Below are 16,872 nucleotides of genomic sequence, written 5' to 3'. Positions count from 1 at the left end.
CATCGGCGGACCGAGCGCGCTCAGGCGACGGCGACCGCCTCGATGACAGGGGCGGGCAGCGGTACCTGCGGGATGCGAAGCCCCAGCAGCATGGCGAGCTCGACGGCATCCTGGGCGCCGTGGCGGGCGGCCGCATCGATGACGATGTGCGCGCAGGCCAGCGCGTCGGCGGATGCGTCGTGATGCGCGAAGTCGAGATGCCCGACCGCGGCGGCCACCACGGGCAGCCGGTACGACTCCAGGTCGTAGGTCTTGCGCGCGACCTGCAGACTGCACAGGTACCGGTACGACGGGTAGGCGTCGCCGGTCACCTCGCACGCGCGGCGAAGCACCGTCATGTCGAATCCGGCGTTGTGCGCGACGAGGATGTCGTCTCCCGCGAAGGCGAAGAGGTCGGCGAGCTGCGCCGACCAGCCGGCCGCGTGCGCCACGTCGTCCTCCCGGATGCCGTGGATGCCGACGTTGAGCTCGAAGAACCGGTCGTGACCCGCGGGCGGGCGGATCAGCCATCCCGCCGTGGCGACGACCTTGCCATCGCGGACGCGGGCGAGGCCGACGGCGCACGCGGACGCGCTCGAGGAGTTCGCCGTTTCGAAGTCGATCGCGGTGAAGTCCAGGGGCACGTCCTCAGACTCACCCGGAGGGTGGTGACGGTTGCGGAGGCGCGCCGCACACCGGCGAAGGCGCGGGCGTAGGGTCGGATCATGGTCGATGCGCAGAAGCTCTCCCGATCGTTCGGTCGCGCCGCCGCCGTCTACGAGGCCGGCCGCCCGGGTTACCCCGAGGAAGCGGTGAGGTGGCTGCTGGAGCCGGTCTCGCGTGCCATGGGCGTTCGCGTCGCCGATGTCGGCGCCGGCACGGGGAAGCTGACACACGCGCTTCTGGCCGTCGGCGCCGAGACGGTTGCCGTCGATCCCGATCCCGACATGCTGAGGGCCCTCCACGCGACCCTTCCCGCGGTTCCGACGTTCGTCGGCACGGCGGAGGATCTGCCGTTGCCCTCCGCCGCCCTCGACGCGGTCGTCCTCGGCCAGGCCTGGCACTGGGTCGATCCGGAATCGGGCTCTGCGGAGGCGGCGCGCGTACTGCGACCCGGCGGGATGCTCGGACTGGTCTGGAACCTCCGTGACGAATCCGTGCCGTGGGTCGCCCGGCTCACGAGCGCGATGAAGGGCAGCCACGCGGAGAAGATGCTCGCGGAGGACGGCCCCGACGTGCGGGCGCCGTTCGGGGCGCTCGAGGAGCGGCGATGGAGATGGGAACGTCCCGTCACGCGCGAGACGCTCACCGCGATGGTCCACTCTCGCAGCTACGTCATCACCGCCGATGCCGTCGAGCGCGCCCGCATCGAGGAGGAGACCGCCGCGCTCTTCGACGAGATCGGGGCCGTGGGGGATGCCGAGGTGAGTCTGCCGTACATCACTCGCGCCTATCGAACAGTGAGGCCCTGACATGCGGACCCTGACGGTCTGCAACTTCACCACGGTCGACGGCGTCTACGAGGACGATGCCCACGACATCGGCTCGTTGTTCGAGTATTGGCACCCCGACTATCACGGCAGCGACACGTTCGACTTCCTCAACACCGAGCTGCTCCAGGCTTCCGGCACGCTGCTCCTCGCGGGCAAGCGCTCCTTCCTGGGCCAGGTCGCGTACTGGTCGAGCGTGCGCGGGAACCCGGATGCCACGGCGATCCGCCGCGCGTTCGCGGAGCGGTTCTTCGAGATCGACAAGGTCGTCGTGTCCGACACGCTCCACGAGAGCGACCTCGTGGATGCTCCCCGCACCCGGATCGTGCGGCTCGCGGACAGCCGCGAGGTCGTCCGCGAGCTCAAGGCGCAGAGCGGCGGTGGCGTCCTGGTCATCGCGGGGAGGCTCCTGTGGAACGACCTCATGCACGCGGGCCTCGTGGACGAGCTCATCCTCGTCACCTTCCCGCTCATCGGCGGTCGAGGAGTGCGACTGTTCGACGAGCGTCCGCCGGTCGCCCTCAAGCTTCTCGCCACGCGGGTCTGGGAGGAGTCCGGGCACGTCATGATGCGCTGGCGCGTGGACCCGGTGTGACGGGGTGTGCGTGATCACGATTAGGTGACTACACCGTGTGGTCGTGGCCAGGGCTCGACTTCGGGAGCATGGTCGAGACGCCCGAGGGCAAGTCTCGTGCGGAATACAACGCTCCGGCGTGGGTGAGGTTCTCGGCCAATGAGGTGGGGGCGTGGACGTGATCGCAGAGTTCGACCTCGCCATCGGAATGAGCGTTGACGAGGTACGGGCGTCCGGTCCCGACGAAGAGTTCGCGTCGCCCTATGAGAACGGCCCGCGGTTCATCTTCGCCGACGACCGCTCCTTCACCTCGGAGGACGACCCGCAGCCGCAACAGGTCAGTGTCATCGTCGACGCCGACGACGATGCCGGAGTCGTCACGATCGCGTACCAGTACGCCTCGAAGCTCTGAGGACCCGTCGCCGCGTGACGAGGCGGCGGGCGCGGCGGGCCACGTAGACTGACATCCCGTGGCTCTTACCATCGGAATCGTCGGTCTCCCCAACGTCGGCAAGTCGACGCTCTTCAACGCGCTGACCAAGAATCAGGTGCTCGCGGCGAACTATCCCTTCGCGACGATCGAACCGAACGTCGGCGTCGTGAACCTCCCCGACCCGCGTCTCCACACGCTCGCGGAGATCTTCCACTCCGAGCGCATCCTCCCGGCCGCGGTGTCGTTCGTCGACATCGCCGGCATCGTCCGCGGCGCCAGCGAAGGCGAAGGCCTCGGCAATAAGTTCCTCGCTAACATCCGCGAGGCCGACGCGATCGCCCAGGTCGTCCGCGGCTTCGCCGACGGTGACGTCGTCCACGTCGACGGCAAGGTCGATCCCGCCTCCGACATGGAGACCATCAACGCCGAGCTGCAGCTCGCCGACCTCGAGACGCTCGAGAAGGCGATCACCCGCTACGAGAAGGAGGTGCGTGGCAAGAAGCTCGACCCCGCCGTGCTCTCGACCGCCGAAGCCGCCCGCGACGCTCTCCAGCGCGGGGAGCTGCTCTCCGCATCCGCCATCGATCTCTCGCCCATCAAGGAGCTCGGCCTGCTGACGGCAAAGCCGTTCATCTTCGTCTTCAACGTCGACGAGGCCGTACTCACCGATGCGGCGAAGAAGGCGGAGCTCGAGGCGCTCGTCGCGCCCGCCAAGGCCGTCTTCCTCGACGCAAAGATCGAGTCCGAACTGATCGATCTCGACCCCGAGGATGCCGCGGAGCTCCTCGCCTCGACCGGCCAGGAGGAATCGGGACTCGACCAGCTCGCCCGGATCGGCTTCGACACCCTCGGGCTGCAGACCTACCTCACGGCGGGGCCCAAGGAGGCCCGGGCGTGGACGATCGGCAAGGGATGGAAGGCGCCTCAGGCGGCCGGTGTGATCCACACCGACTTCGAGAAGGGCTTCATCAAGGCCGAGGTGATCTCCTTCGACGACCTTGTTGCCACCGGCTCCGTCATCGAGGCCCGCGCGAAGGGCAAGGCCCGCCTCGAAGGCAAGGACTACGTCATGCAGGATGGCGACGTCGTGGAGTTCCGCTTCAACAACTGACCGATCGCGGCGCTGCGCTCATCGACGCCCGCGGTGACGTGAACAGGGCGAACGGTCGCGAGGGCGTCTCGACGCAGGCTGCGGGCCTGATTCCCCTGTTTCCGTCACCGGATTCCTCGCGTCACCGGCTCCGTCGCGTCAGGTGGTCTGCTCCGAGTGGGGGCCTTCGGCGATCTCCTCGACCACCTTCGCGTTGAACGCCGGCAGATCGTCGGGCGTGCGGCTCGAGACGAGCCCGGCATCCACCACGACCTCCGTATCGACCCACGTGGCGCCCGCATTGCGCAGATCGGTCTGCAGGCTGGGGTAGCTCGTCAGCGTGCGGCCGTCGAGCACGTCGGCCTCGGCGAGGATCCAGGCCGCATGGCAGATCGCTGCGACGGGCTTGTGCTGTGCGAAGAAGTCGCGCGTGAAGTCCACCGCGGCCGTGTCCATACGCAGGTGGTCGGCATTGACGACGCCACCCGGAAGGACCAGGGCGTCGAAGTCCGAGGCGTCGACGGCATCCGTCGTGGCGTCGACCGACTGCTCGTGCCCGTTCTTGCCCGTGATGGCCTCCGACGACGGTGCGATCATGATCGCTGTCGCACCGGCCTCCGTCACCGCCTGCCAGGGCGACGTGAGCTCGCTGTCTTCGAATCCATCGGTCGCGAGGAACGCGATCTTCTTTCCCGTGAGAGTAGCCATGAAGTGAGGCTACGGATCGTCGATGCCGACACGGAGGGGGTTGACAGCCCCGCTGCGAACAGGCGGCGTAGGATGCTGTCATGGCCACCTCGAACCTCCCGACCCCGCAGCTGCAGCCCGTCTCCGACGACAAGAACCTCATCGAGGTCGTCTCGGAAGGCGCCTCCTGCTGCGGCGGCGGCTGCTGCAGCTGACGCTCGCGCACCCTCACTTCTTCACACAGCCACACGGTCGACCTAGGTCACGCATAGTCGCGCCGCCTTCAGTAGAGGGATGTCGTCCCTCAGAACCCGCACAGTCCGCTCGCTCCTGATCGCCGGTGTAGCCATCGGTGCTCTCACCGGCTGCGCTGTCGTCTCCGCGTCGACTCCGACCGCGACGTCATCCACCGCGGCCGCTGCATCGGAAGCAGACGCCGCGTCGTCCCTGTGGGACTCTTCCTCGGTGCACGACATCTCCGTCGACTATGAGCAGAGCGAATACGACGCGGCGATAGCCGAGTATCTCGACTCGGGCGAGAAGGTGTGGATCTCCGCGACCGTGACGATCGACGGCGACACCTTCGAGAATGTCGGCCTCAAGCTGAAGGGGAACTCCTCGTTGCGGTCGCTGTCGGCTTCCGACGACGCGGCGGATCTGCCCTGGATCATCCGCCTGGACAAGTACGTCGACGGTCAGAACCTCGACGGCACGACGGAACTCGTCGTCCGGGGCAACAGTTCGCAGACCTCGCTCAACGAAGCGCTCGCCCTCGATCTCCTCGATGCGTCTGGTCTCGCCGCGGAGCAGGCGGTCGCGGTACGTTTCAGCGCTGGAGGCTCGGAGCCGACGCTGCGGCTGGTCGTGGAGAATCCGGGCGACGAATGGGCGGAGCGCGAGCTCGGAGATGTGCTGTTGTACAAGGCGGAGGCCGGCGGCGACTACAGCTATCGAGGCGATGAGGAGGCTGCGTACACCGATGTGTTCGACCAGGAGGCGGGGGAGGATGACCTGACGCCGCTCATCGGATTCTTGGAATGGATCAACGAGTCGGACGACGAGACGTTCGCGGTCGAACTCGACGAGCATCTCGACGTCGACGCCTTCGCGACCTACCTCGCTTTCCAAGAGGTCGTCGACAACTTCGACGACATCGACGGGCCCGGCAACAACTCCTACCTCTCCTACGATCCGACGACGGGACTCATGACCGTCGTCACGTGGGATCTCAACCTCGCATTCGGGGCGAGCCCGACGGGCGGGGGAGGTGGTCGGGCTGGGGGAGGCGGCGGGGAGCGCCCCGACCAGCCGAGGGATGCCGAGACGACGGATGCCGGATCGACCGATGCCGCAGGGACAGCGGGAACTCAGGATGTGGCGGTTCGCGGCGGAGGTGGTCCGGGCGGCTCGAACATCCTCGCGGAGCGCTTCCTCGCCGTCGATGCCTTCGCGGATCTTTACGAGTCAGAGATCACGCGTCTCCGCGCGGAGCTCATCGAGTCGGGCGAAGCGGCATCCCTTCTGGACGCGTGGTCGGAGGTGTTGTCGTCGCAGGCGAGCGACCTCGTCTCGGCCGCGACGATCACAGAGGAGGCCGAGGCGCTCGCGGGCAAGCTGGACGGCTGATCACGGCCGCGGGGCCTCGTTCCGTCAGTCGTTCAGGGGTGACAGGAGCGCCTCGCGCAGTCGCGGCGACAATCCGACGAGTTCTGTCTCGACCGGCACCGCGAGCGCTTGCAGCGCGCGACTGAAGTAGTTGCGCGCCGCCGCCGCCAGCGTGATGTCGACGATCTGCCGGTCGTCGAACCCGACATCGCGCAGCGCCTGACTGTCGGCGTCGGTCATCGCGTACGCGGCCGTGGACACCTTCCGCGCGTGTCGCATCACCGCTCGGTCGGCATCGGACAGACCGGCGATGTCGACCCGCTCCCCGGCCCGGGCGACCGCCTCGAGCTGATCCTCGTCGAGGGCTCCGGCCCGCAGCGCCTTGCGCCCGTGGGCCAGCAGACAGTGGGGCGACTGCAGGGCGGCGGCAGCAGCCAGCGTCGCGAGCTCGTAGGTGCGGACGCCTATCGAGGGCACGATGGCATGGATGAGCGCCTCGAAGGCGGCGAGGGCCTCGGGGTTCGCCGCCATGGCGCGCGTGTGGCTGAAGACGAAACCGTCGTCTTCGAGGTCGCCGCGATAGAGCTCTGCGACGTAGCCCTCGGCAGACTGCGGATCGGGGGTCTGGATGATCATGCGGTGCCCTCCTGGTGCCGGCTGCTACCGGCCTACTCCCAGGAGGGCCGCCGCGCCACCCCAGATACCTCGCTAGTGGCCCGCGGGCATCCCTTCGCCCGCAGGTGCGTCGGCGGGCTTCTTGATGAGGAACGCGCCGATCAGCAGCGGAAGCGAGATGATCGCGGCCAGCAGGAACGCCGAATGGGCGCCCTGCGCTTCCGCCACCGCTTCCGTCGCGCCGCCGTCTTGAGCGGATGCGGAGACCGCCGACATGATCGCGATCATCACCGCGATGCCCGCGGCGCCGGCCACCTGCTGCACGGTGCCGAGGACCGCGGACCCGTAGGAGTAGAACCGCGGCTGGAGAGAGCCCAGCGAGGCGGTGAACAGCGGTGTGAAGGAGAGCGCGAGGCCCAGCGACAGGAAGACCTGCGCGATGACGATGAACCACAGCGGGGTGTCGATGGTGAACGTTGCTGAGAATAGCCACAGCACCGAGACGGCGAGAATGGCGCCCGGCACCAGGAGCACGCGCGTACCGCGAGCGTCGTAGATGCGCCCGATGAAGGGCCCCGCGAGCCCCATGAGGAGCGATCCCGGCAGCACGGCGAGGCCCGTCTCGAGGGCGGTGTGACCGAGAGCGCGCTGCATGTAGAGCGGCAGGACGGTGATCGTTCCGAAGAACGCGAGCGACAGCAGCGCCATCTGGCCGATCGCGAGCGAGAAGTTGCGGTCGCGGAAGACGCGCAGGTCGAGCAGGGCGTCGTCAGCCTTCTGCAGGCGAACCTGACGCCAGAGGAAGAGACCGAGAGCGACGAGACCGACCACGAACGACACGACGAGCGCGACGGTCGAACTGCTCTGCGCCGCCGAGTCCGCGGCAGTGGTGCCGTGGGCCGCCGCCCCGCCGATCTGACTCAGCCCGTACACGATGCCGCCGAACCCGAAGGCCGACAGGACGATCGACAGCACATCGATGGGCGCGCGGGTGGATTCGCCGATGTTGTGGATCCACCGGGCTCCCATACCGAGGGCGAGGAGAGCGATCGGCAGGACGATCCCGAAGATCCATCGCCAGTTCAGTGTTTCGAGGAGAACCCCCGAAAGGGTCGGTCCGATCGCGGGGGCCAGCGACATGACGATGGAGACACGACCCATCATCCGGCCGCGCGACTGCGGGGGGACGATCGTCATGAGCGTCGTCATGAGCAACGGCATCATGATCGCCGTGCCCATCGCCTGGACGACCCGGGCCACCAGCAGCACGGAGAATCCCGGCGCGAGCAGAGCGATGAGCGTCCCGAGCGAGAACAGGCTCATCGCGGTGATGAAGACCTGCCTGGTGGTGAACCGACGCAGCAGGAACCCGGTGATCGGGATGACGACCGCCATCGTGAGCATGAAGGCGGTCGTGAGCCACTGCGCCGAGAGGGCCGTGATGCCGAGGTCGTCGATGAGGTGCGGGATCGCGACGCCCATCGTCGTCTCGTTGAGGATCGCGACGAACGCGGCTGCCAGCAGGAGCCAGACGATGCGGCTCTCGGCGGGACCCAACAGCGGGGCGGCGGTGCGCGTGGTCGTCGCAGACGTCATGGGGCTCCTCGAGGAAGGGAAGGGGCATGGAAGGCGGAAGCGCCCGCACGAGGGGGCGCTTGCTCGACTGTAACCACGTCCCCCGACACGGCATTCCTGATCCGTGGAACGATATCGCTCATGGCCACCCCGCACCACACCCGCGCCCGAGTGCGTGAAGCGGCGGCGGTGCTCTCCGGAGCCCTCGTCGCAGCGGTGGCGACGGCGCCGCTCGGACTGGCCGGCGGGCTCTTGGCCGGGTGGGCCGCGCTCGCGCTCGTAGACGTCGTGTGGGTGCTCTCGGTGATCTGGCGGATGGATGCCGCGCAGACGCGAGCGCACGCCCTCATCGAGGATCCCGGTCGCCCCGTGGCGCGGATCGTCGCGGTTTTGGGAAGTGTCGCGAGCCTCGGCGCCGTCGCGGTCGTCCTTCTTCAGACGAGGGATGCCGATGAGCTGACGGCCTTCGTCTTGGCGGGGGTGGCGGTGGTGGCGGTAGCGTCGTCGTGGGCCCTCATCCAGGTGGACTACCTGCTGCGCTATGCGCGGCTGTACTACACGGAGCCGCAGGGCGGGATCGACTTCAACCAGTCCGAGCCCCCCGTGTACACGGACTTCGCTTACTTCTCGCTCGGGCTCGGAATGACCTATCAAGTTGCCGATACGAATGTCACCCGGGGCGAGGTGCGCCGGGTGGTGATCGCCCAGACGCTCCTGGCCTACCTGTTCGGAGCGGTCATCCTCGCGACCGTCATCAACCTCGTCACCTCCCTCGGCTGACACCCCGGGTTGTCTCCCCCCAGCCGACCCCGGTGTCCACGCGCGTGGTTAGGCTGAGCGGATGAGCATGGGCGGCATGGGCGGCCGCGGCGGGTTCCGCGGGGTCGACGAGGAAGCCCAGCGACGGCTCAACGCCGAAGCGCCGCACGTACGCGATCTCGGGCGTCGCGTCGTGGCGCTGTTCCGTCCCTACCGCGGGCGTATCGCCGTGACCGGCATCCTCGTCGTGCTCGGTGCCGCGATCGCGGTGATCCCGCCACTGCTCGTGCAGCGCGTCTTCGACGACGCGCTGTTCCCCGTCGACGGCTCCGGGCCTGACCTCTCGCTGCTGGGCGTCCTCGTCGGGGGCATGATCGGCCTCTTCCTGCTGTCGGCCGCTCTGGGCGTGCTGCAGACCTGGCTCACGTCGACCGTCGGCAACGAGGTCACGGGCGACTTGCGCGTGCGCCTCTTCGAGCATCTGCAATCGATGGAGCTGGGCTTCTTCACGCGCACCAAGACCGGCGTGATCCAGTCGCGCCTGCAGAACGACGTCGGAGGCGTCTCGGGTGTCCTGACGAACACGGTGACGAGCATCCTCGGCAACGCGGTGACGGTCGTCTCCGCACTCGTGGCGATGATCCTCATCGATTGGCGTCTCACGGTCATCGCCGTCGTCCTCATGCCGATCCTCGTGGTCGTCCAGCGCCGCGTCGGCCAGGTGAGGGCCCGTATCGCCGGGCAGACGCAGGAGTCGCTCTCCGAGTTGACGTCGATCACCCAGGAGACGCTGTCGGTGTCCGGCATCCTCCTGTCGAAGGCGTTCAACCGGCAGCGCACCGAGTCGTCGAGGTATCAGGAGGAGAACCGCAACCAGGTCGTGCTGCAGGTGCGCCGCGCGATGAGCGGGCAGGGGTTCTTCGCCGTCGTCCAGGTGCTCATGGCATCCGTCCCCGCGGTCATCTACCTGGTGTCCGGCTACCTCATCGCGGGCCAGGCGGGCGTGCTCACGGCCGGTACCGTCGTCGCCTTCACGACGGTGCAGGCGCGCCTTCTTCAGCCCCTCATGGGTCTCATGCGCGTCGCCCTCGACCTGCAGACCTCGCGTGCCCTCTTCGCGCGCATCTTCGAGTACCTCGACCTCACTCCGGCCATCGTCGACGCACCGGGCGCGCGCGATGTCGCCGATGCCCCGGGGCCCATCGGACGCATCGAGTTCCGCGACGTGGTCTTCCGCTACCCCGACGCGGCATCCGACAGCCGCCCGACGCTCGGCGGGGTGAGCTTCGTCGCCGAACCCGGTCGCCACGTCGCGTTCGTCGGACCCTCCGGCGCGGGCAAGACGACCATCCTCTACCTCGCTCCGCGCCTGTACGAGGCGTCGGAGGGCACCGTCCTGTTCGCGGGGGAGGACGTGCGGCACCTCACGCAGGAGTCGATCGTCGATCGAGTGGGGATCGTGTCGCAGGAGACCTACCTGTTCCACGCGACCATCCGCGAGAACCTGCGGTACGCCAAACCCGACGCGACCGATGCCGAGCTGGAGGCCGCGTGCACGGCCGCGAACATCCACCACATCATCACGGGCTTCGAGCGCGGATACGACACCGTGGTGGGGGAGCGCGGCTATCGGCTGTCGGGCGGGGAGAAGCAGCGCATCGCGATCGCGCGGGTGCTGCTGAAAGACCCGCCGATCCTCCTGCTCGACGAGGCGACCTCGGCACTGGACACCGTGTCGGAGCGGGTCGTGCAGGAGGCGCTGGACAACGTGGCGAAGGGACGCACCACCCTCACGATCGCCCATCGCCTGTCGACGATCATCGGCGCCGACGTCATCCACGTGCTCGACGGCGGACTCATCACCGAATCGGGCACGCACGCCGAGCTCATCGCCGGCGGCGGGCTCTACGCGGAGCTGGCCGCGCAGCAGATGGCGGCGGCCCGCATCGAAGGCATCGACGAGGACCAGCCGCCCGCCGATCACCCGGAACGCCGAGCCGACCGATCGCCCTGAGCCCGACACGGCGCCCGGGCTGCGACGTCACCAGAGCTTCGCGGCGGCGAGCAGGGACGCGGATGCCGGGTCGAGGCGGATGCCGTCGGCCTCCGCGCGCGCCGTGAACTCGCGGACGAACTCTCCGAGCGCGCGCCGGTACGCGTCGTCGGGGTGCTCCTGCGCGATTCTGACGAGGGGAGGCGTGTCCATGTCCAGCACGAGCCGTACCCGCGCGCTCGCCGCCTGGCGCTGCGAGGCCGCGTCGAGAACGGCGACGCCGCCCCGCAGGGCATCGAGGTAGTCGGTGAGCACCGGGACGGCATCCTTGTGCTGCGTGATCGACGACCCGTCGGCTCGTTCCCGCCAGCGCACGATGACGTCGGGGACGACGTCGATCGCCCGCGCGAGGGCGTACATCCGCTGCGCGACGACCTGGTCCTCGTAGAGCTTCCCTTCGGGGAAGCGGAGGCCGTGCCGGCGCCACAGCTCGATGCGGCTCACCTTGGACCACGCGACGATGTTGCCCGACACCTCGGGGTGCTCGGCCAGCGAGGTGCCGCGTCGTTCCGGATCGGTGGCGGCGGCGACCCACGGCTGGACGATGCCCTCCGTGTAGGTCACGCTGCCGTCGGCGCCGCGCTCGGGGCGCAGGCGTACGTAGGCGCCGACGACGAGATCGCTCCCGGTGGCATCGATCGTGCCCACCAGCCGAGCCAGGGCATCGGGGGTCAGCTCGTCGTCGGCATCGAGGAATCCGACGAGCGGTGTCTCGACGAGGTCGAGCGCCGTGTTGCGCGCCGCGCCCAGACCCCGTGACTGCGCGTGCCGGATCACCGTGAAGCGCGCGTCGTCGGCTGCCGCGCGATGGAAGATGTCGGTCGTCGCGTCGGTCGAGCCGTCGTCGACGAGGATGGCCCGCCAGTGTGGAAGCGACTGCGCGCGGAGCGAGTCGAGCGCCTGCTCGGCGTAGGGCGCCACATCGCGGCCGGGGACGATGACGGTGACGACGGGCGTGCTCACTCGCCCGATCGTACCGCCGCGAAGGATGCCGCGACCGCCTCGGCCACGGCGAGAAGATCCGCATCGACGGCGTGGCCGAAGGTGAACCTCACCGATGTACCCGCGATCTCCGGCGCGATGCCGAGCGCGATCAGCACGTGCGAGGGTTCGTCGCTGCCCGCGGCGCACGCCGATCCGCTGGAGGAGACCACCCCGCGTCGCTCGAGTTCGAGCAGGATCGCCTCTCCGGAGACTCCCTCGAACGTGAAGCTCGCCGTTCCGGGGAGTCGATGAATCGGGTCGCCCGTCAGCCGTGCGGCGGGCACGAGGTCGAGGACGCGTGCGATGAAGGCGTCGCGAAGAGCAGTGACACGTTCGGCGGTGGCGCTCCGCTCCGTCTCGGCGAGTTCCAGCGCCAGCGCGAAGCCGACGGCGCCGGCGACGTTCTCGGTGCCGCTGCGACGGTCGCGCTCCTGCCCGCCGCCGTGCAGGAGGGGCTCGAGCGGCAGCCGGCCGCGGACGGCGAGCACCCCGGTGCCCTGCGGGGCGCCGACCTTGTGCCCGGCGATCGAGATCGCGTCGGCGCCGGTTCCCGCAAGCGCGAGCCAGCCCGCGGCCTGCACCGCGTCGAGGTGGAGGGGAACGCCGGCGGCGGCGCAGGTCGCCGCGATCGACGCGGCATCCTGGACCGTGCCGATCTCGTTGTTCGCGTAGCCGACGGTCACGAGAGCGGGAGCCGGTGCGTCGCCGCCGTCTGCGTTGCCGGCGAGCACGTGGGCCAGTTCCTCGGGGTCGAGGAGACCCGTGGGCGAGACCGGCATGCGGGTCACGGCGAACCCGTGCACGCGTTCGAGGTAGTCGCACGAGGCGAGGATCGACTCGTGCTCGATCTGCGTCGTGACGACGCGGACCGGCTCGCCGCGGCGAAGCGACGCGCCGAGGGCGAGACCCTTGACCGCCAGATTGTTGGCCTCGGTGCCGCCCGAGGTGAACACGATGTCGGAGGCGCGCATGCCGACGATCGCGGCGACGCGACGCCGCGCGTCGTCGAGCACCCGCGCCGCGTCTTCGCCGACCGTGTGATGGCTGGACGGATTGCCGAAGCGCGCGCCCAGGTGGGGGAGCATCGCCTCGACGACTTCGGGACGCACGGGGGTGGTCGCGGCGTGATCGAGGTAGAGCACGTCAGCGACCCGCCGTGGGCGCGTCGCCCGCGGGAGCGGCGTCGTGCGTGATGCGGACATCGAGTCCGAGATCGAGTGCGGGCGCCGAGTGGGTCAGGGCGCCCACCGAGATGACGTCCACCCCGGTCTCCGCGATCGCCCGCACGGTCGTCAGGTTCACGCCGCCGGAGGCTTCGACCGTCGCCGCGCCGGCGATCCGCGCGACGCCGGCGCGGAGGTCGTCGAGCGAGAAGTTGTCGAGCATGATGGTGCCCACCCCCGCAGCCAGGACCGCGTCGATCTGGTCCAGCCGGTCGACCTCGACCTCGACGTGCGTCGTGTGCGGCAGGCGCGCGATCGCGGCACGAAGAGCGTCGGTGACCGGCATCCCCGAGGTCTGTCCGGCCGTGAGCACGGCGAGATGGTTGTCCTTGGCCATGACGGCGTCCGACAGGGAGAACCGATGATTGTGGCCGCCGCCGCTGCGCACCGCGTGCCGCTCGAACGCCCGCAGCCCCGGGGTCGTCTTCCGGGTGTCGGCGATCCGCGCGCCGGTGTGCGCGACCTCGGCGACGTAGCGGGACGTCAGCGTGGCGATGCCGGTCATGCGCTGGACGAAGTTCAGACCGATCCGCTCCGCCGTGAGCACCCCGCGCGCGGGGCCCGAGACCGTCGCCAACCGCGCACCCGCAGCGAAGGCCTCGCCGTCCGACGCGAGGACGGCGACCTCGATGCGGGGGTCGGTGAGGCGGAAGGCGGCCGCGAACACGTCGCCGCCGCTGAAGACACCCGCTTCGCGCGCGACGAGATCCGCCGTCGCCACCGCCGACGCGGGGAGCAGGTATTCGCTCGTGAGATCGCCCCAGGGCGCGTCCTCCTCGAGAGCGGCCGAGACGACACGGTCGATGTGAGCGGAGGAGAGCATCAGGCGGGGACCTTCCGGGAACCGTCGGCGGCACCGCGACGAGCGGAGGTGCCGGAGGGGAAAGCGACGCGGTGGTCGATGGTGTGCGACGCGTGAGACGCCGGTGAAGCGGCAGTCACCCCGACGGCATCCGACCCAACGGCATCCAAGCGGTAATGCGCGCCGACGGAGTCCCGACGGGCCAGGGCGGCCGCCACGAGGTGACGGGCCACCAGCAGCAGGTTCGCATCCTCGATCTCGGAGGCGGTCACCGCCGGCCTGCTCGCCGCGCTCCACGCGGACAGCACGGAGGCCGCCGCCGTGAGGCCGTCCCCGTCGCGCACGAGCCCCGCATGCGTCCACAGAAGGTCTTGGAGGGCGCGGCGGCTGAACGGCGGTGCCGCAGGCTCGGCGGCGACGTCCGGAAGCGAAGGCGCGGATGCCGTGGGCCGCACGGGCCAATCGCCACGGCCGACGTCGGCCCGAATCGTCGCTCCCACCCGGGCGCCGAAGACCGCCCCCTCCAGCAGCGAGTTCGACGCGAGGCGGTTGGCGCCGTGGGCACCGGTGCGCGCGGTCTCGCCGGCGGCGTACAGCCTCGGGAGGGTCGATCGACCGGAAAGGTCGGTGGTGACCCCGCCCATCAGATAGTGCGCGGCGGGGGTGACCGGGATCGACCGGCGGGACCAGTCCAGCCCGCGCTCGCGGACCGTGCGGTCGATCGTGGGGAAGCGGTCGGTGAGGAAGGCGGCGGTGTTCGGCGCGCCGAGCCCGGTTGCATCCAACAGCACCGGCCGGCCACCGTCCCGCGCCATCTGCACGGCGATCGCGCGTGCGACGACATCGCGCGGTGCGAGTTCGCCGTCCGGGTGCACACCGGGCATGAACCGGTGGCCTGCGGCATCCCGCAGCACGGCCCCCTCGCCCCGCACGGCCTCGGACACCAGGAAGGAGGCGTGCTCCCCGTCTGCCGGCAGCACCGTCGGATGGAACTGGAAGAACTCCAGGTCGCGCACGTCGGCACCGGCGCGCAGTGCCGCAGCGATGCCGTCGCCGGTCGCGACCGTGGGATTGGTCGTATGGGCGAACAGCTGGCCGGCGCCGCCGGTCGCGAGGACGACGGCATCGGCCGACAACCGCGTGCGCTCCCCGCTCGCGGAGTCGCCGCGCAGGATGTCGACACCGCACACGACGCCGCCGCGGACCACGAGCTCGAGCAGGAGCGTGTGTTCAAGGACGACGGCGTCCGTGCGGCGGAGCTGCCGCACGAGCGCCTCCTCGATCGCAGCCCCGGTCGCGTCGCCACCGGCATGCAGGACGCGGGGGAAGGAGTGCGCCGCTTCCAGTCCGCGGCGGAGATTACCGCTCTCGTCGCGGTCGAACGCGACCCCGAGGTCGATCAGGTCGCGGATGCGGTCGGGACCCTCGCCGACGAGGACGTCGACGGCATCCGGGTCGGACAGCCCCGCACCGGCCGTGAGGGTGTCGCGCGCGTGGTCGGCGACGTCGTCCTCGTCGAACATCACCCCCGCGATGCCGCCCTGCGCGTACCGCGTGTTGGATTCGGGGAGGGCGGACTTCGTGACGAGGGTGACGCGGCATCCGTCCTCGATCGCGTGTCGCGCGGCGGTGAGGCCGGCGATGCCGGAGCCGACGATGACGACGTGGACCCGGTCCTCGGTCACGGGCGTGCCGCCAGCATGCGCTCGAGCGCGACCCGGGCGGGCTCGGCGACGTCGGGGGAGACCGTGATGCGGTTGCGCACCTCGCCCGCGACGAGCCCTTCGAGCACCCACGCGAGGTAGCCCGGGTGGATGCGGTACATGGTGGAGCAGGGGCAGACGACCGGATCGAGGCAGAAGATCTCGTGCTGCGGGTTCTCGGCGGCGAGCCGCTGGACGAGGTTGATCTCCGTGCCGATCGCGAACGTCGTCGGTTCGGTCGCGCCCTGGATGGCTTTGCGGATGAGGTCGGTCGACCCGGCCTCGTCGGCTGCATCGACGACGTCCATGGGGCACTCGGGGTGGACGATCACACGCACCCCGGGGTAGTCGGCCCGTGCCTGCTCGATCTGCGCCACGGTGAAGCGACGGTGGACGGAGCAGAACCCGTGCCACAGCACGACCCGGGCGTCGCGGAGCTCGTCCTCGGTCGAGCCGCCGAGGGGTCGGCGCGGGTTCCACATCGGCATCTGCTCCAGGGGCACCCCCATGGCCTTGGCGGTGTTGCGCCCCAGGTGCTGGTCGGGGAAGAACAGCACGCGACGGCCGCGCGCGAAGGCCCACTCCAGTACGGTGCGGGCGTTCGAGGACGTGCAGACGATGCCCTGGTGGCGTCCGACGAAGCCCTTGATGGCAGCGGAGGAGTTCATGTACGTGACCGGGATCACGGGGAGGAGGCCCTCGGCATCCGGGGTGTCGAGATCGCCGTAGACCTCCGCGAGCTGCTCCCAGCACTCCTCGACCTGGTCGATGTCGGCCATGTCGGCCATCGAGCACCCTGCCGCGAGGTTCGGGAGGATCACCGACTGCTCCGGGCGTGACAGGAGATCGGCGGTCTCGGCCATGAAGTGGACGCCGCAGAACACGATCGCCTCGGCGTCGGGGTGGGCCAGTGCCGCATTGGCGAGCTGGAACGAGTCGCCGACGTAGTCCGCGTGCGTCACGACCTCTTCCCGCTGGTAGAAGTGCCCGAGCACCACGACACGATCCCCGAGTGTCGCCTTGGCGGCGCGGATGCGGTCCGCCAGCTCCGACTCGGATGCCGTCCGGTACTCCTCGGGCAACTCCCCCTGCCGCGGCGCGCCGGTGGGGATGACGTCGCCCATCGACGAGCCGGGACCGTAGCCCGGCCGGCTGTCGAAGGTCCAGGGGGCGGCGGCGAGATCAGTGTTGCAGGTCTCCGCCGCCAGCTCACCCGACACGATCGCCTGGATCTCGTGATCGACGCTGGGATCGATGCCGGTGGGGCGGACGGGGATCGTGAGAAGCGTGGCAGCCATAC

General features: G+C 69.7%; 16 protein-coding genes. 7 read left to right on the top strand and 9 right to left on the bottom strand.

Annotated elements, in window-relative coordinates:
• Positions 1 to 20: 20 nt before the first annotated feature.
• Positions 21 to 623 carry an exonuclease domain-containing protein gene (locus tag ACSQ18_RS08900; protein ID WP_436036843.1) on the bottom strand — a complete coding sequence of 201 codons (603 nt, stop codon included), beginning with the start codon at positions 621 to 623 and terminating at the stop codon, positions 21 to 23.
• A gap of 81 nt (positions 624 to 704) precedes the next feature.
• Between ACSQ18_RS08900 and ACSQ18_RS08895 the strand changes: the two genes are divergently transcribed.
• The 4 genes from ACSQ18_RS08895 to ychF all read left to right on the top strand — a co-directional run bounded on the left by ACSQ18_RS08895 (position 705) and on the right by ychF (position 3,587).
• Positions 705 to 1,451, top strand: a complete 747-nt coding sequence (locus tag ACSQ18_RS08895; protein ID WP_436036841.1) for a class I SAM-dependent methyltransferase — start codon at positions 705 to 707, stop codon at positions 1,449 to 1,451.
• Position 1,452: 1 nt separating this feature from the next.
• On the top strand, positions 1,453 to 2,064 hold the full coding sequence (locus tag ACSQ18_RS08890) for a dihydrofolate reductase family protein (RefSeq protein WP_436036839.1): 612 nt from the start codon (positions 1,453 to 1,455) through the stop codon (positions 2,062 to 2,064).
• 151 nt (positions 2,065 to 2,215) lie between these two features.
• Positions 2,216 to 2,455 (top strand): hypothetical protein, encoded by a 240-nt coding sequence (locus ACSQ18_RS08885; protein WP_436036837.1) that lies wholly within the window; start codon positions 2,216 to 2,218, stop codon positions 2,453 to 2,455.
• 58 nt (positions 2,456 to 2,513) lie between these two features.
• Entirely contained in the window at positions 2,514 to 3,587 is a 1,074-nt protein-coding gene (gene ychF / locus ACSQ18_RS08880) for a redox-regulated ATPase YchF (RefSeq protein ID WP_436036835.1), read from the top strand.
• A 138-nt stretch (positions 3,588 to 3,725) separates the two neighbouring features.
• Here the strand turns inward: ychF and ACSQ18_RS08875 are convergent, their stop codons facing one another.
• Entirely contained in the window at positions 3,726 to 4,274 is a 549-nt protein-coding gene (locus ACSQ18_RS08875) for a type 1 glutamine amidotransferase domain-containing protein (RefSeq protein ID WP_436036833.1), read from the bottom strand.
• Positions 4,275 to 4,547: 273 nt separating this feature from the next.
• On the opposite strand from ACSQ18_RS08875, the gene ACSQ18_RS08870 reads away from it, so the two are divergent.
• Positions 4,548 to 5,879, top strand: coding sequence for a CotH kinase family protein (locus ACSQ18_RS08870; protein WP_436036832.1), 1,332 nt, complete (start codon positions 4,548 to 4,550; stop codon positions 5,877 to 5,879).
• Between the two features lie 24 nt (positions 5,880 to 5,903).
• Here ACSQ18_RS08870 and ACSQ18_RS08865 read toward each other — a convergent pair whose 3' ends face one another.
• Complete coding sequence (locus ACSQ18_RS08865) at positions 5,904 to 6,494, bottom strand: carboxymuconolactone decarboxylase family protein (protein ID WP_436036830.1); 591 nt, start codon at positions 6,492 to 6,494, stop codon at positions 5,904 to 5,906.
• A 72-nt stretch (positions 6,495 to 6,566) separates the two neighbouring features.
• Complete coding sequence (locus ACSQ18_RS08860) at positions 6,567 to 8,069, bottom strand: MDR family MFS transporter (protein ID WP_436036828.1); 1,503 nt, start codon at positions 8,067 to 8,069, stop codon at positions 6,567 to 6,569.
• A 120-nt stretch (positions 8,070 to 8,189) separates the two neighbouring features.
• Here ACSQ18_RS08860 and ACSQ18_RS08855 point away from each other — a divergent pair, with 120 nt between their 5' ends.
• Positions 8,190 to 8,828 (top strand): DUF1345 domain-containing protein, encoded by a 639-nt coding sequence (locus ACSQ18_RS08855; RefSeq protein ID WP_436036826.1) that lies wholly within the window; start codon positions 8,190 to 8,192, stop codon positions 8,826 to 8,828.
• A 67-nt stretch (positions 8,829 to 8,895) separates the two neighbouring features.
• On the top strand, positions 8,896 to 10,821 hold the full coding sequence (locus tag ACSQ18_RS08850; RefSeq protein WP_436038412.1) for an ABC transporter ATP-binding protein: 1,926 nt from the start codon (positions 8,896 to 8,898) through the stop codon (positions 10,819 to 10,821).
• A 27-nt stretch (positions 10,822 to 10,848) separates the two neighbouring features.
• On the opposite strand, the gene ACSQ18_RS08845 is transcribed toward ACSQ18_RS08850, so the two are convergent.
• From ACSQ18_RS08845 to nadA, 5 genes are read right to left on the bottom strand one after another with little or no spacing between them, the layout of a single operon-like run.
• Entirely contained in the window at positions 10,849 to 11,823 is a 975-nt protein-coding gene (locus ACSQ18_RS08845; RefSeq protein ID WP_436036824.1) for a glycosyltransferase family 2 protein, read from the bottom strand.
• On the bottom strand, positions 11,820 to 12,986 hold the full coding sequence (locus ACSQ18_RS08840) for a cysteine desulfurase family protein (protein ID WP_436036822.1): 1,167 nt from the start codon (positions 12,984 to 12,986) through the stop codon (positions 11,820 to 11,822). The genes ACSQ18_RS08845 and ACSQ18_RS08840 overlap by 4 nt, the downstream gene beginning before the upstream one ends.
• A 1-nt stretch (position 12,987) precedes the next feature.
• The gene (gene nadC, locus ACSQ18_RS08835) at positions 12,988 to 13,890 is read right to left on the bottom strand and encodes a carboxylating nicotinate-nucleotide diphosphorylase (RefSeq protein ID WP_436036821.1); all 903 of its coding nucleotides are present in this window, start codon (positions 13,888 to 13,890) and stop codon (positions 12,988 to 12,990) included.
• Positions 13,890 to 15,554, bottom strand: a complete 1,665-nt coding sequence (nadB, locus tag ACSQ18_RS08830; RefSeq protein WP_436036820.1) for an L-aspartate oxidase — start codon at positions 15,552 to 15,554, stop codon at positions 13,890 to 13,892. The genes nadC and nadB overlap by 1 nt, the downstream gene beginning before the upstream one ends.
• Positions 15,551 to 16,870 carry a quinolinate synthase NadA gene (gene nadA, locus ACSQ18_RS08825; RefSeq protein WP_436036818.1) on the bottom strand — a complete coding sequence of 440 codons (1,320 nt, stop codon included), beginning with the start codon at positions 16,868 to 16,870 and terminating at the stop codon, positions 15,551 to 15,553. The genes nadB and nadA overlap by 4 nt, the downstream gene beginning before the upstream one ends.
• Positions 16,871 to 16,872: the final 2 nt, after the last annotated feature.

This window comes from Microbacterium sp. LjRoot45 (assembly GCF_964253325.1).
Lineage (GTDB): Bacteria > Actinomycetota > Actinomycetes > Actinomycetales > Microbacteriaceae > Microbacterium.
The sequence above is the reverse complement of the archived record's forward strand: the minus strand, read 5'-3'. Positions and strand labels throughout refer to the sequence as shown.